Annotated in this window: 10 protein-coding genes; 4 read left to right on the top strand and 6 right to left on the bottom strand. The window is 68.8% G+C overall.

All coding sequences use genetic code 11. From position 1 onward, the window contains the following. Positions 1–94: 94 nt before the first annotated feature. Positions 95–1,042, top strand: coding sequence for a DegV family protein (locus LVB77_RS03380; protein ID WP_232908806.1), 948 nt, complete (start codon positions 95–97; stop codon positions 1,040–1,042). 331 nt (positions 1,043–1,373) lie between these two features. Next, positions 1,374–4,832: an amidohydrolase family protein gene (locus tag LVB77_RS03375; RefSeq protein WP_232908805.1), complete on the top strand. Its 3,459-nt coding sequence runs from the start codon at positions 1,374–1,376 to the stop codon at positions 4,830–4,832. A 27-nt stretch (positions 4,833–4,859) separates the two neighbouring features. On the opposite strand, the gene LVB77_RS03370 is transcribed toward LVB77_RS03375, so the two are convergent. Further along, positions 4,860–5,711, bottom strand: coding sequence for an SAM-dependent methyltransferase (locus tag LVB77_RS03370; protein WP_232908804.1), 852 nt, complete (start codon positions 5,709–5,711; stop codon positions 4,860–4,862). Continuing rightward, positions 5,708–7,069, bottom strand: a complete 1,362-nt coding sequence (locus tag LVB77_RS03365) for an FAD-binding oxidoreductase (protein WP_232908803.1) — start codon at positions 7,067–7,069, stop codon at positions 5,708–5,710. The genes LVB77_RS03370 and LVB77_RS03365 overlap by 4 nt, the downstream gene beginning before the upstream one ends. A 181-nt stretch (positions 7,070–7,250) precedes the next feature. On the opposite strand from LVB77_RS03365, the gene LVB77_RS03360 reads away from it, so the two are divergent. Then, on the top strand, positions 7,251–8,045 hold the full coding sequence (locus tag LVB77_RS03360) for a helix-turn-helix transcriptional regulator (RefSeq protein WP_232908802.1): 795 nt from the start codon (positions 7,251–7,253) through the stop codon (positions 8,043–8,045). 96 nt (positions 8,046–8,141) lie between these two features. After that, entirely contained in the window at positions 8,142–8,486 is a 345-nt protein-coding gene (locus LVB77_RS03355) for a hypothetical protein (RefSeq protein WP_232910140.1), read from the top strand. Positions 8,487–8,715: 229 nt separating this feature from the next. Here LVB77_RS03355 and fghA read toward each other — a convergent pair whose 3' ends face one another. From fghA to ppc, 4 genes are all read right to left on the bottom strand, one after another. Further along, positions 8,716–9,546 carry an S-formylglutathione hydrolase gene (gene fghA / locus LVB77_RS03350; protein ID WP_232908801.1) on the bottom strand — a complete coding sequence of 277 codons (831 nt, stop codon included), beginning with the start codon at positions 9,544–9,546 and terminating at the stop codon, positions 8,716–8,718. A 1-nt stretch (position 9,547) separates the two neighbouring features. Beyond that, positions 9,548–10,657 (bottom strand): S-(hydroxymethyl)glutathione dehydrogenase/class III alcohol dehydrogenase, encoded by a 1,110-nt coding sequence (locus tag LVB77_RS03345; protein ID WP_232910138.1) that lies wholly within the window; start codon positions 10,655–10,657, stop codon positions 9,548–9,550. A gap of 103 nt (positions 10,658–10,760) precedes the next feature. Then, entirely contained in the window at positions 10,761–11,036 is a 276-nt protein-coding gene (gene frmR / locus LVB77_RS03340; RefSeq protein ID WP_056100766.1) for a formaldehyde-responsive transcriptional repressor FrmR, read from the bottom strand. 216 nt (positions 11,037–11,252) lie between these two features. Continuing rightward, positions 11,253–13,991, bottom strand: coding sequence for a phosphoenolpyruvate carboxylase (gene ppc, locus LVB77_RS03335; RefSeq protein WP_232908800.1), 2,739 nt, complete (start codon positions 13,989–13,991; stop codon positions 11,253–11,255). Positions 13,992–14,159 lie beyond the last annotated feature (168 nt).

Raw genomic sequence — 14,159 nt, 5'->3', positions numbered from 1 at the left:
GGCGTTCAGGGCCGTAGACACGGCCTTGTCGCATGCCGGGTATGCTGCCGGTCACAATTCGAAATGTCTTGGCGCCAACACCCGGGGGGGGACTATGCGCATTGGACTAGTCGTCGATTCGGCTTGCGACCTGCCGCTGGAGTACCTGCAGCAGCACGACATCCATCTGTTGCCGGTGACGGTGCGGATCGGCGAGGCCGTGCTGACCGACCACCGCAACCCCGAGGCCACCCTGCACTTCCTGCAGACCCATCTGGCCGAACGCGGCTTCGAGGCCGAGACCACGCCGTTCACGGTGCAACAGGTGCGCGACCTGTTCGTGAGCCAGCTGGCGATCGACTACGACTACGTGTTCTGCATGACGATCACCAAGACGCGCAGCCCGATCTACGACAACGCCAACCAGGCCAGCTTCGCGATCCTCAACGATTACAAGCCGGTGCGCATGGCCGCCGGCAACAACACCCCGTTCGCGCTGCGGGTGATCGATTCGCAAAACCTGTTCGCCGCGCAGGGCATCCTGCCGGTGGAGGCCGTGCGCCTGCGCGACGCCGGCGAGGGCGCGCCGAAGATCCGCGCGCGGCTGGAGAATCTGGCGCTGCACACGCAGGGTTATCTGATCCCGCGCGATCTGAACTACATCCGCGCGCGCACCCGCGCACGCGGCGACCGCAGCGTGAGCCTGCTCAGCGCCACCTTGGGCACCATGCTGGACATCAAGCCGGTGCTGCACTGCAACCGCGGCGAGACCGGGCCGGTCGCCAAGATCAAGGGCTTCGAGCCGGCGGCGCAGAAGCTGTTCGAACACTGCGGCAAGCGCGTGCGCGACGGCCTGATGACCCCGACGCTGTGCCTGAGCTACGGCGGCGAACTCGACGAAATGCACGCCCTGCCCGGCTACGAACGCCTGCGCGATACCTGCCGCGAGCACAATGTGGAGCTGTTCGAGGCGGTGATGAGCCTGACCAGCATGGTCAACATCGGCAAGGGCGGCGTGGCGGCGGGGTTCGCGGCCGAGGGTGGGAGCAAGTTCGAGGATTGAGGTGGGGTTGTTCGCTTTGGGTTGGCGGGCGAGAGCGACAGCAAAAGCAAATCCCCCCTAGCCCCCCTTTTTCAAAGGGGGGAACTGCTGGCGTCTTCACTGGTGGTTCGACTCCTCATCGCATTTGCTTTGAGCCTCCCCCTTTGGGGACTGAGGAGGATTCGCTTTTGACGCCGCCTCGCATTCGAAACGACGGCGCCTGCTCTCCTTTGCTTTAAGTCCAAGGCCACTTGGCTTTTGCGGGCCAGTACCTCAGACACACGACTTTCGACCCGGGGACGGCGCCGTCGCAACGGTTAGGCTCGCCCTTCGTCCGCTCGAAACCGACCCGATGCCCAGCCACCGTCTGCTCGTCCTGGCGCTTGCCAGCGCCCTCGCCGCCACCCCGGCTTTCGCTCAAAACCCGCCCGCGCCGCAACCGGCACCGCAGCCTGCACCGCAGGACAAGGACAAGGCCGACAAACCGCGCGACCAGCTCGAACAGGACGCGCTGGATCCGGCCGGCAACGACCCGGCGCGCGCCTCGGCGCAGACCGCCAAGGGCGCCAGCAAGCCCGGCGAAGCCAAGGACGAAAAGAAGTGGGACGTGTCGGCCGCGCACGGCCCGACCAAGAGCGTGCGCTTCGAAACCGATGAAGGCACCTGGATGGACGTGGACGTCTCGCCCGACGGGCGCGAGATCGCGTTCTCCCTGCTGGGCGACCTCTACCGCCTGCCGATCGCCGGCGGCGTCGCGCAGCGCGTGACCAGCGGCCCGGCCTGGGAAGTGCAGCCGCGCTGGTCGCCCGACGGCCGCGAGCTGGCCTTCACCTCCGACCGCGGCGGCGGCAACAACCTGTGGCGCGTACGCGCCGACGGCAGCAACCCGGTGCAGGTGACCAAGGAGGATTTCCGCCTGCTCAACAACCCGGCGTGGACGCCGGACGGGCGCTTCCTGATCGGCCGCAAGCACTTCACCGGCGAGCGTTCGCTGGGCGCGGGCGAGCTGTGGATGTACCACGTCGCCGGCAGCGGCGGCGTGCAGCTGACCAAGCAGAAGAACGACCAGCAGGACCTGGGCGAACCGGCGGTGTCGCCGGACGGACGCTACGTCTATTACTCCGAGGACGTCACCGGCGGCCCGAGCTTCCAGTACAACAAGAACGTCCACGACACGATCTATGCGATCAAGCGCCTGGACCGTCAGACCGGCAAGAGCGAAACCCTGGTGTCCACGTCCGGCGGCGCGGTGCGTCCGCAGCCCTCGCCGGACGGCAAGTCGCTGGCGTTCGTGAAGCGCGTGCGCGAGAAGTCGGTGCTGCACGTGCTGGACCTGGCCAGCGGCGAAGTCCGGCCGGTGTGGGACGGACTGTCGCACGACCAGCAGGAGGCCTGGGCGATCTTCGGCCCCTACGCCAACTTCGATTGGACGCCCGACTCGCGCGCGGTGGTGATCTGGGGCCAGGGCAAGCTGTGGCGCGTGGACATGGCCAGCGGCAAGGCGGCCAACGTGCCGTTCACCGCCCAGGTCGATCAGACCGTGACCGCGCCGCTGCGCTTCGAGCAGACGCTGGATGAGGGCCGCTTCACCCCCAAGATGATCCGCGACGTCGCCACCAGCGCCGACGGCAAGACGCTGATCTTCCATGCCGTGGGCCATCTGTGGCGCAAGCGCCTGCCCGACGGCGCGCCCGAGCGCATCACCCGCGACGACAGCCACTACGAATACCAGCCCAGCTTCAGCGCCGATGGCCGCAAGCTGCTGTACACCACCTGGTCCGACCAGGATCTCACCGCGATCTACGTGGCCGACGCCAGCGGCGGCGGTGCGCGCAAGATCAGCCGCGAGCCGGGCTTCTACTACAGCCCGCGCTTCTCGCCCGACGGCCGCCGCATCGTCTACAGCAAGAGCGGCGGCGGCGGCCTGACCGGCAGCCTGTGGTCGCGCGATCAGGGCGTCTACGTGATGGCCGCCGACGGCAGCGGCGCGGTGCGCGTGGCCGAAAGCGGCGAGGCGCCGCAGTTCAATGCCGACGGCACGCGCGTGTACTACCTCACCGGTGGCGGCCTGAAGAAGAAGCTGATGTCGGTGGGCCTGCACGGCGAAGACCCGCGCGAGGTCTACAGCCTCAAGTACGTCGATTCGGTCAGCATCAGCCCCGACGGCAACTGGATCGCGTTCACCGAACTGTTCAACGCCTACGTCGCGCCACTGGTCGCCACCGGCAGCGCGGTGGAGCTGTCCAAGGACAGCAAGGCCATGCCGGTGACGCAGGTCAGCGCCGACGTCGGCAGCTACCTGCATTGGAGCGCGGACTCCAAGTCGCTGCACTGGATGGTCGGCGACCGTTACTACTCGCGCGATCTACGCCAGAGCTTCGCCTTCCTGCCCGGCGCGCCCAAGGAGCTGCCCAAGCCGAGCAACGACGGCGGCATCGCGGTCGGCCTGAGCGTGGCGGTGGACGCGCCCAAGGACACGGTGGCGTTCACCCACGCGCGCATCGTCACCATGCGCGATGCGGAGAAGAGCCAGGAAGTGATCGAGGACGGCACCCTGGTGGTCCGCGGCGACACCATCGTCGCGGTCGGCCCTTCGGCCTCGGTGGCGATCCCGGCCGGCGCGCGCAGCATCGACGCCAGCGGCAAGACCATCGTGCCGGGTTACGTCGACGTGCACGCGCACGCCGCGCACTTCGGCCAGGGCGTGGTGCCGCAGCAGAACTGGGCCTACTACACCAACCTCGCCTTCGGCGTGACCACCATGCACGATCCCTCGGCCACCACCGAGTTCGTGTTCTCGGAGGCGGAGCTGGTCAAGAGCGGCCGCATGGTCGGTCCGCGCATCTTCTCCACCGGCACCATCCTGTACGGCGCCGACGGCGACTTCAAAGCCGTGGTCAATTCGCTGGAAGACGCGCGCAGCCACCTGCGCCGGATGAAGGCCAACGGCGCGTTCTCGGTCAAGAGCTACAACCAGCCGCGCCGCGAGCAGCGCCAGCAGATCGATCAAGCCGCGCGCGAGCTGGGCATGCTGGTGGTCGAGGAAGGCGGTTCGACCTTCCACCACAACATGACCATGGTGCTGGACGGCGTGACCAGCATCGAGCACAACCTGCCGGTGGCGCCGCTGTACAAGGACGTGATCGAACTGTGGCGGCAGACCGACGTGCGCAACACGCCGACGTTGGTGGTGAGCTACGGCGGCACCTCGGGCGAGTACTGGTGGTACGCGCGCGACAACGTCTGGGAAGACAAGAAGCTCAACCGCTTCTTCCCGCGCGAGACGCTGGACGCGCGCTCGATCCGCCGCGAGATCGCGCCGGATTGGGATTACTGGCATATCGAGGTCGCCAAGTCGGCCAAGAAGCTGCGCGACGCCGGCATCAAGATCCAGGTCGGCGGCCACGGCCAGTTGCAGGGCCTGTCGCCGAACTGGGAAATCTGGTCGCTGACCCAGGGCGGTTTCAGCAACTTCGAGGCGCTGCGCGCGGCCACCATCGACGGCGCCGACCTGCTGGGCCTGTCCAAGCAGCTGGGCTCGCTGGAAACCGGCAAGCAGGCCGATCTGGTGGTGCTCAACGACAACCCGCTGCAGAACATCCGCGCCACCGCCGACACCCGCTACGTGATGGTCGACGGCCGTTTGTTCGACGTGGACGCCGACATGGCCGAGATCGGCAACCGCGCCGAGAAGGCGCCGAACTTCTATTGGCAGCGCCACCGCGATGGCCAGACCTTCGGCGTGGAGTTCGGCCCGACCTCGATCTGCCATTGCCCGAAGGGGCATGGCGCGCACGTGCATCTGGATTGAGACGCGAGTGAAGCAGCGGCCCGGCGTTCACGCGTCGGGCCGCTGCGCCAGGAACAACCATTCGCCGGGGCTAGGGTCGGGGTCGAGCCGGTCCTCGGGATCGGCCAGGGTTTGCAGTTGCCAGCCGCAGGCGCGCAGACGCTGCGACAGCTCGTCGCGCGCGCAGCCCCACCGGAAGGGCTCGCCACGGCGCTGCAGCCAGGCGTGCACCCAGCGGTGTTCGCGACGAAAGCCAGGGCGACCGGCTTGCGATGCCATGACGGTGGCGATCAAGCTCGGATCGGCCAAGGCTTGCGCAAGTTGTCGCAACAAGGAATCGGCCCGCGCCGGATCCAGGTACATCAGCACGCCCTCGGCGATGCACAGCGTCGGGCGGCCGGCATCGAAGTCGGCGCAGTCGCGCAAGGCCGCGATCGCGTCGGTGCGAGCCAGGTCGACCGCCAGCAGACGCAGGCGCGATGGATGCAGGCACAGCTCGTTCAGCGCCTCGCGCTTGATCGCGATGCTGGCGGGCCGGTCGAGTTCGTACACCTGCAACTGGGGATGGCGCTGCGCGAGCGCGCAGCCCAATCCGTCGTAGCCGGCCCCGATCATGACCACCTGAGCGACGCCCTGTTCGCAGGCGTGCTGCGCCCAATTCGCGATCCGGCGCTTGCGCCAGGCGTAATGGGCGCGCAGGCCCGGCAACAGCAGACGCTCCAGCACGGCCAAGCCGGCGCGCCCAAGCGCATGGTCGATCAGGCGCAATAGGACAGTGCCGGCGCCGCCACAACGCCGCAGACAGGCGCGGGCGATCGTGGCGTCCTGACGGTCGATGTCGGCGCTGGCGCGCTGCGCCGTGGCGGCGGCGACCAGCATCGAGGTCGATAGCCCGCTCATCGCGCGCGATCCGCGAACAGGGCCTCGTGGTGGCGATACCAGTCGCTGTCCCAGCGCCGGTCCGGGTCGAGTTCGCGCTTGCGCTGCAGGAATCGCGGGAACTGCGGATACGCGGCCACGACCTGCGCGCGCGTGGCATGACGGTGGTAGGTGAGGTAGTAACTGCCGCCGTAGCGCAGCGCATCGTCGATCAAGGCGCGGAAGGCGCCGGCCGCCGCCGCGCGCCCTGCGACATCGTGTCGCACGTGCAGGTTGAACACCACGCAGGCCCAGTCCTCGCGCGCCCAGGCCAGCATGCTGGTGGGATCGCGTTGGATCAGCCGCACGGTGCCATAGATCGGCTGCGCGTCGTGGCGCCGCAAGCTGTCCGCGGCGCAGGCCATGAACGCCGCCAACCGTGGGCGCGGCACGTACAGCTCGGTGATCATTTCCGAGCCGCAGTGGCCCAGCACCGTGTCGACCTGCGCGTGGTAGCCGTCGAGGTAGATGCCCGATTGCTGGGCGTCGGAGAGGTAGTGCTGGCCGTGGGTGGCCAGATAGAAATTCGAGTACTCGCTAAACGCGCGACCGGGATCGGTGTGCGCCAGACACAGCAGACGCGCGAAATCCTCGGATCGCAGGTGTCGGGCGTCTGCATCGGCTGCGGCCGGCGCGGCGATGGGCCGGTAGCAGGACACGATGCCCAGGTCGAGAAAGTCGTCGCTGCGCGGATCGATCGCGAACTGGAAATCGCCGTAGCTGCACCCCTGCGCGATCGCCGCGTCCAGCCGCGGCATCAGCTCGCCTACGCGTACCAGCTCGACTTCGCGCCGCAGCCAGGTGCGCGGCACCAGCCGCAGCGTGAGTTGCGCGACCAGACCGAACAGGCCGTAGCCGCCGGCGGCAAGGGCGAAGCGTTCGGCGTTCTCGCTACGGTCGGCGCACATCGCCTGGCCGCGCTCGTCGATCAGCACGATCGACTCCACGTCTTCCACGAACGGCGCGAACGCGAGCCCGCGGCCGTGGATATTGGCCGCGAAGGCGCCGCCGAGGCTGAAATCGTCGGCGCCGGTCTGCTTCTGGCGGATGGTCCAGCCGCGGCGGTTGTCCGGGTGACGTGCCAGCCAGTCCAGCACGGCCGGCCAGCGCACACCGGCCTGCACGGTCAGCAGGCCGCGCTCGGCGTCGAAGTCGAGGATCGCGTCCAGGCCGCCGGTGTCCAGCAACCAACCGCCGTCGAGGAATTGCTGCCCGCCCATGGCGTGGCGCGCGCCCATCGGGATCGTCGAGCGCCCCAGTCGGGCGCAGTCGCGCACCGCGTCGCAGGCCTGGTCGATGCTGCGCGGCCGCAGCAGGCCGGCGACCGAGGTGGCGTTCAATCGCGAATGGACATCGTTGAGTCGCAGGGGCGGAGCGGGGACGGACGCGGCGGCGGGTCGCATGGGTCTGACCGGAGAGGAGACCGGCCGACCTTGAGGCCGAGTATCGGTAACCGCCACCCTACCGCGATAAGTATCGGATTATGATCCCGACTGTGTCCGCCCTCGCGACCTGGATGCCATGGCCGAACGAGAACGCGTCATCGCTGCGCTGAAGGCCGTGCTCAAGCAGCGCGGCTGGCGCTATGCCGATCTGGCCCGCGAGCTGGGCGTGTCCGAACCCACGGTCAAGCGCCTGCTGTCCAGCGGCCGCATCGACCTGGAGCGGCTGGAGCGCATCTGCGCGCTGCTGGATCTGGATTTCTTCGAACTGGCGCGGCTGGCGCGCGGCGCGCGCGATGCGCCGCGCCACTTGAGCGCGCGCCAGGAGGAGGAACTGGCGCAGTCGCCGCGGCTGATGACGGTGTTCCACCTGCTATGTCAGGGCTGGCGCGCCGATGCGATACGCGAGGGCTATGCGCTGGGTGCGCCGGAGCTGACGCGCCTGCTCGCGCGCCTGGACCGGCTGGGCCTGGTCGAGCTGCAGCCGGGCGACAAGGTGCGCCTGCGCGTGCCGCGCGATTTCTCCTGGCGCGACGACGGCCCGGTGCGCGCGCGTTACCTGGGCGCCGCCAGCCGCGAGTTCCTGCTCGACGACTTCCGCGCGCCGGACACGCTGTTGGCCCTGGAGATCCGCGAGCTGGGCGCGGCCTCGCTGGCGGTGCTGCGACGCAAGCTGGAGCGCCTGCAGATCGAGTTCAAGGAGGCTGCGGAGCTGGACATCAGCCTGCCGCCCTCGAAACGGCGCAGCGTGGGCATCCTGGTGGCGATGCGGCCCTGGGTGTATTCGTTGATCGACAGCTTGCGCAGCGAAAGTCTGCGCGACGATCGGGCGGCGCCGAGGGCGGTGCGCGGACGGCGGCCGGCTCGGCGCTGAACGCCGTCACGCCGCCGCCGATCCGACGCATGGCGTTCACAAACCAACAATGTTTCGCCGCCTACGCTAGGGGCAGTTCCCGCAAGAGACGCCATGATGGCCACTCGCTACTACCTCAGCCTTCCCGACGCCCAGCGCGCGCGCGGCAGCGATCCCGCGCTGTCGTTCTCGGCGGTCAGCGCCGAAGGCTTCGCCGAGCAGTTGCAGGACGCGCTGCGGAACGACCGTTTGTTCGAACGCTGGCGCGCGACGCAGCCCGATCCGGACGAAGTCGATCCCGCACTGGGCGCGACCGATCCCGCTGCCACGGTCGACGGGCAGCAGGACGATCTGCATGTCGATCTGGTGCTGACGTCCAGCATTCCCGGCACGGTGCTGAAGCACCGCATGCGCTTGCTGGCGGGTACGGGGTGGGAGCTGCGGGATGTGACAGCGGCTTGAGGCGTCGATCGCTGCTGGGGTAAAGCAAATCCCCCCTACCCCCCTTTTTCAAAGGGGGGAACGGCAGGAGCGGGTATTCGGACGATCCGATCCCTAGCCTGATCGGTCCATCGAGAACAAACGGCTTGTCTTCCCCCTTTGTAGAGGGGGACTGAGGGGGATTTGCTTTTGCTTCTCACCTGGGCAGTGGAGGCCACAGGTTCAAATCCCGCCCGCGCTACCCGCTTCGCTACCCGCGCAACGCCGCCGCATGATGCGCGACATGCTCGCCGATGAAACTGGCGATGAAGTAGTAGCTGTGGTCGTACCCGGGCCGCAGCCGCAGCTCCAACGGATGGCCCGCCGCCGCGCAAGCCGCGCTCAGCAACTCCGGCTTCAACTGCGTCGTCAGAAACTCGTCGGCCTCGCCCTGGTCGATCAGCAGCGGCAAGCGTTCGCGCGCTTGCGCCACCAGTTCGGTCGTATCCCACTCGCGCCAGCCGTCACGGTCCTCGCCCAGGTAGGCCGCGAACGCCTTCTGGCCCCAGGGCACCTGCGACGGCGCGACGATCGGCGAGAACGCCGACACGCTGCGGTAGCGGCCGGGGTTCTTCAGCGCGATCGCGAGCGCGCCGTGCCCGCCCATCGAATGACCGCTGACGGCGCGCGCGTCGCTGGCCGGGAACTGCGCCTCGACCAGCGCCGGCAACTCGTCGACCACGTAGTCGTACATGCGGTAGTGCGCGGCCCAAGGCTCGCGCGTGGCATTGAGATAGAAGCCTGCGCCTTGGCCGAGATCGTAACCCTCGGCGTCGGCCACATCGGCACCGCGCGGGCTGGTGTCGGGCGCGACCAGAATCAGGCCGTGCTCGGCGGCGTAACGCTGGGCGCCGGCCTTGGTGATGAAGTTCTGCTCGCTGCAGGTCAAGCCGGACAACCAGTACAGCACTGGGCAGGCGCGGTCCTGCGCCTGCGGCGGCAGATAAACGGCGAAGCGCATCGTGCAGTCCAGGACAGCGGACTCGTGCTGCCAGACTTCCTGATAGCCGCCGTGGCAGGCGTGGGATTCGGTGCGCTGCATGTCAGTAATGAATCACGGTGCGGATCGACTTGCCCTCGTGCATCAGATCGAAGGCCTCGTTGATGCGCTCCAGCGGCAGAGTGTGGGTGATGAAGGGGTCCAGATCGATCTCGCCCTTCATCGCCTGCTCGACCATGCCCGGCAGCTGGGTGCGGCCCTTGACGCCGCCGAAGGCCGAACCGCGCCAGACGCGACCGGTGACCAACTGGAACGGACGCGTGCTGATTTCCTGGCCGGCGCCGGCGACGCCGATGATCACCGACTCGCCCCAACCCTTGTGGCAGCACTCCAGCGCCGAGCGCATGACGTGGACGTTGCCGATGCATTCGAAGCTGTAATCGACGCCGCCGTCGGTCATTTCCACCAGCACGTCCTGGATCGGCCGCTCGTGGTCCTTGGGGTTCACGCAATCGGTCGCGCCCATCTGGCGCGCGAGTTCGAACTTGCCCGGATTGGTGTCGATGCCGATGATGCGGCCGGCCTTGGCCTGCACCGCACCCTGGATCACCGCCAGACCGATGCCGCCCAGGCCGAACACCGCGACGGTATCGCCGGGCTGGACCTTGGCGGTGTTGTGCACCGCGCCGATGCCGGTGGTCACGCCGCAACCGAGCAGGCAGACCTTCTCCAGCGCGGCCTCGGGATTCACCACCGCCAGCGAGATTTCCGGCACCACCGTGTACTCGCTGAAGGTGCTGCAACCCATGTAGTGATGGATGGGCTGCCCTTGGTAGCTGAAGCGCGAGCTGCCGTCGGGCATCAGGCCTTTGCCCTGGGTGGCGCGCACGGCCTGACACAGGTTGGTCTTGCCCGACAGGCAGAACTTGCACTGCCGGCATTCGGCCGTGTACAGCGGAATCACGTGATCACCGGGCTTGACGCTGGTGACGCCTTCGCCGACTTCCACCACCACGCCGCCGCCCTCGTGGCCGAGCACGGCCGGGAACAGGCCTTCCGGGTCGTCGCCGCTGAGCGTGAACGCGTCGGTGTGGCAGACGCCGGTGGCGACGATGCGCACCAGCACTTCGCCCTTGCGCGGCGGTTCGACGTCGATCTCGACGATCTGCAAGGGCTGGCCGGCGGCGAAGGCGACGGCGGCGCGGCTTTTGATGACGCGGCTCATGGGGATGGCACTCCTGCGTTGGCGTGGCGCATAGCGAAAGGAAAGGCGGACTGCGCGCGCATGCGACGCAGCGAATGAGGAGGGGACGGCTTCATTTCAGATAGGAGCGCACCAGCGCGGCGACCTCGTCGATGCTGGCGCTGCGCGTTTTCTGCGAGGACACGGCCTGGCCTAGTTCTTCGCGGATATGGCTCTCCAGCACTTCCGACATCAGGCCGTTGATGGCGCCGCGAATGGCGGCGATCTGCTGCAGCACGGCCGCGCATTCGCTGCCCTGCTCCAGCGCGCGCTCCAGGGCCTCGGTCTGGCCCTTGATGCGGCGCACGCGGGTGAGGACGCGCTTTTTTTCGGCGGGGGAATGGGGCATGGCGACGGGTGCGATCGATACTGGGGGATAGTATCCGAAGCGAGTGGGCGGAAAGCAAATCCCCCCGTGCGGGAGGCCGGTCGGACTTCGGGCGCGGTCGGGCGCTCGCCCCCCTTTTTCAAAGGGGGCGCCGGTTGGCGTCGGACTTCGGAGCATCGAGAAAAGCAGCAGTTCCCCCCTTTGAAAAAGGGGGGTTAGGGGGGATTTGCTTTTGCTTTACCCGGTGTTCTGCACGCCCGCCGCGATGCCGTTCACCGTCGCCACCAGCGCCTGTTGCAGCGCGTCGTCCGGGCGTCCGGCCGCGCGCCAGCGCGCGAGCAGGTCGACCTGCAGCAGGCTGATCGGATCGACGTAAGGATTGCGCAGGCGGATCGACTGACGCAGGCGATGATCGCCGGTCAGCAGCTCGCGGCTGGCCTTGATCGCCAGCACCGCGGTGCGCGTGCGCTCGAATTCGGCGGCGATGCCGGGGTGGAAGCGTGCGTGCAGGTCGCCTTCGGGCAGGTCGGCGGCCAGCAGCGAGTAGCGCTCGAAGATCGCCGGATCGGACTTGGCCAGGACCATTTCCAGATCGTCGATCAGGGTGGTGAAGAACGGCCAGTCGCGCGCCATCTCCGCCAGCGTTTCGCGGCCGTGGCGCGCCAACGCCTGTTCCAGCGCGCTGCCGACGCCGTACCAGGCGGTCAGGCCGGCGCGGTTCTGCGACCAGGCGAACACCCAGGGAATCGCGCGCAGCGAACCGATGTCGCCGGTGCCGGCGCGCTTGGCCGGGCGCGAACCGATGCGCAGCCGCTCGATCACGTCGATCGGGGTGGCGGCGCGGAAGTAAGCCGGAAACAACGCGTCTTCGTGGACCAGCGCGCGATAACGCGCACGCGCGGCTTCGGCCAGCTCCGAGGCGATCGCGCGCCACGCCGCTTCGCGCGGTTCAGGCGGACGCGGGCGCAGGGTCGCGCGCAGCACCGCGCCGGCGGTCTGTTCCAGATTGCGCAGGGCGATGGCGCGGATGCCGTACTTGCGGTGGATCACCTCGCCCTGCTCGGTCAGGCGCAGGAAGCCGTCGACCGAGCCGCGCGGCGCGGCGATCACCGCACGCTCGGTCTTGCCGCCGCCGCGGCTGATCGAGCCGCCACGGCCGTGGAAGAAAGCGATGCGCACGCCGCTGTCGTGGGCCAGCGCGGTCAGCGCGACCTGGGTTTGCTGCAGCGCCCAGCGCGAAGCCAGCATGCCGCCGTCCTTGGCGCTGTCGGAGTAGCCCAGCATCACCACCTGGCGGCCGCCGCGTGCCTGCAGATGCGCGCGGTAGACCGGGTCGGCGAACAAGGCGCGCAAGGTGTCGGCGGCGGCGTCGAGGTCGTCGACGGTTTCGAACAGCGGCGCCACGTCCAGCGGCACGCGCCCGGCCGCGTCCACGCAACCGGCGGTGCGCGCCAGCGCCAGCACCGCCAGCGCGTCGGCGGCGCTGCGGCTCATGCTGACGATGTAAGGGCCGAAGGCGCGCTCGCCGTAGCGCGGGCGCAGGCGCGCGACCGCGCGGAACACGTCCAGGCTGGCGCGCGCGGCGCCGTTGCCGTCGCTGCGCGGCGGCGCGCTGCCGTCGAGCAGGGTATGCAGGCGTCGCGCGCGTTCGTCCGGCGCGCGCCGTTCCCAGTCCGCATCGCCGAGCACCGCCGCCAGGGCGGCATCGTGGGTGGCCGAATCCTGACGCAGGTCCAGGCTGGCCAGATGGAAACCGAAACACTCCGCGCGCCGACGCAGGCGGCGCACGGCGAAACCGCCGGCGTGGCCGCCCTGATTCGCGTTGAGGCTGTCCTCGATGGCGACGATGTCGGCCAGGAACGCGGCGACGTCGGGATAGCCGTGCACGCTTTCGTCGGCGGTGGCCTGCAGGCGCGCCGACATCAGGCTGAGCAGGTTGCGGTACGGCATGTCGGCGTGGCGCGGCTTGAGCGCAGCGGCGGCCTTGGGCAACAGATAGCGGTAGTCCTCGACCCGCGCCAGCACCGCCTCGTCGACCGCGACGCGGGTCACCGACTGGCTCAGCAGTTCGCCCAGCGCATCCAGGTCGCGGCGATACGCGCGCAGCACCAGGGCGCGCTGGCCGGCCAGCGTCGCGGCGATGGTGTCGGCGCCGACATTGGGGTTGCCGTCCATGTCGCCGCCCACCCAGGTGCCGAAGCCGAGCACGTCCGGCAGCGCGGCGGCGTCGCCGTAGGCTTCGCGCAGCGCTTCCTCGAACATCTCGTAGAACACCGGCAGCACGCGGTACAGCACGTCCGACAGGTAGAAGCCGACGTGCTCGAACTCGTCGGCGACGCTGGGCTTGGCGGCCGGCGCTTCGGCGGTCTGCCAGCTTGCGGTCAGGGCCAGGCGGATGCGTTCGCGGTCGGCGCGGCGTTCCGGCGGCGTGCGCCCGCGGTCGATATCGGCGACCAGGCAGCCGACGATCTGACGCTCCTTTTCCAGCAAAGCGCGCCGCACCGCCTCGGTGGGATGGGCGGTGAACACCGGCTCGATGCGCAGGCGCGGCAGCAGTTCGGCCAGTTCGCCGGCAGCGACGCCTTCCTGCGCCAGCGCCAGCAGCACGTCGCGCAAACCGCCCGGCTGCGCGGCCGCGCCGCTGCGCTCGTAGTCGCGGCGGCGACGGATGCGGTGCACGCGCTCGGCCAGGTTGACCGCCTGGAAGTACGTCGCAAAGGCGCGCACCAGATCGGCGGCCTGTTCCAGGTCGATGTCGGCCAACGCGTCGGCCAAGGCGGCGATGGGCTGATCGGATTCGCGGCGGCGGATCGCGGCGCGGCGCAGGCGCTCGACCGCATCCAGGAAGCCCGCGCCGCGTTGCTCGGCGAGGATCTCGCCGACCAGCGCGCCCAGGGTTTTGACGTCCTCGCGCAGCAAGGCGTCGGTGGGCGCGAAATCGACCGCGCGTAAGGGCTCGTCGCTGGTGTCGTTCATGACGTTCATCCGGCTAGGCTATATCAGCAACTTGTGCATTGCAGCAATCGGCTCTTGGGAATTTGGTTGCATCCGTAACCACTCGCGGCACACGCTAGGCTCATCGTGCGTGAGCTAGCCACAGACGCGGCGGCGGCGGACACTAATGCGCTTCACGGATCGGGGGAG

Source organism: Lysobacter sp. 5GHs7-4 (assembly GCF_021284765.1).
Lineage (GTDB): Bacteria > Pseudomonadota > Gammaproteobacteria > Xanthomonadales > Xanthomonadaceae > Lysobacter.
This window is presented reverse-complemented; position numbering and strand designations above follow the sequence as displayed.

What these genes read in the sequence shown, in the direction of transcription:
- LVB77_RS03375 (WP_232908805.1), top strand. Translation starts at nt 1,374, where the DNA reads ATGCCCAGCCACCGTCTGCTCGTCCTGGCGCTTGCCAGCGCCCTCGCC.
- LVB77_RS03380 (WP_232908806.1), top strand. Translation starts at nt 95, where the DNA reads ATGCGCATTGGACTAGTCGTCGATTCGGCTTGCGACCTGCCGCTGGAG.
- LVB77_RS03370 (WP_232908804.1), bottom strand. Translation starts at nt 5,711, where the DNA reads ATGAGCGGGCTATCGACCTCGATGCTGGTCGCCGCCGCCACGGCGCAG.
- fghA (WP_232908801.1), bottom strand. Translation starts at nt 9,546, where the DNA reads ATGCAGCGCACCGAATCCCACGCCTGCCACGGCGGCTATCAGGAAGTC.
- LVB77_RS03355 (WP_232910140.1), top strand. Translation starts at nt 8,142, where the DNA reads ATGGCCACTCGCTACTACCTCAGCCTTCCCGACGCCCAGCGCGCGCGC.
- frmR (WP_056100766.1), bottom strand. Translation starts at nt 11,036, where the DNA reads ATGCCCCATTCCCCCGCCGAAAAAAAGCGCGTCCTCACCCGCGTGCGC.
- LVB77_RS03360 (WP_232908802.1), top strand. Translation starts at nt 7,251, where the DNA reads ATGGCCGAACGAGAACGCGTCATCGCTGCGCTGAAGGCCGTGCTCAAG.
- ppc (WP_232908800.1), bottom strand. Translation starts at nt 13,991, where the DNA reads ATGAACGACACCAGCGACGAGCCCTTACGCGCGGTCGATTTCGCGCCC.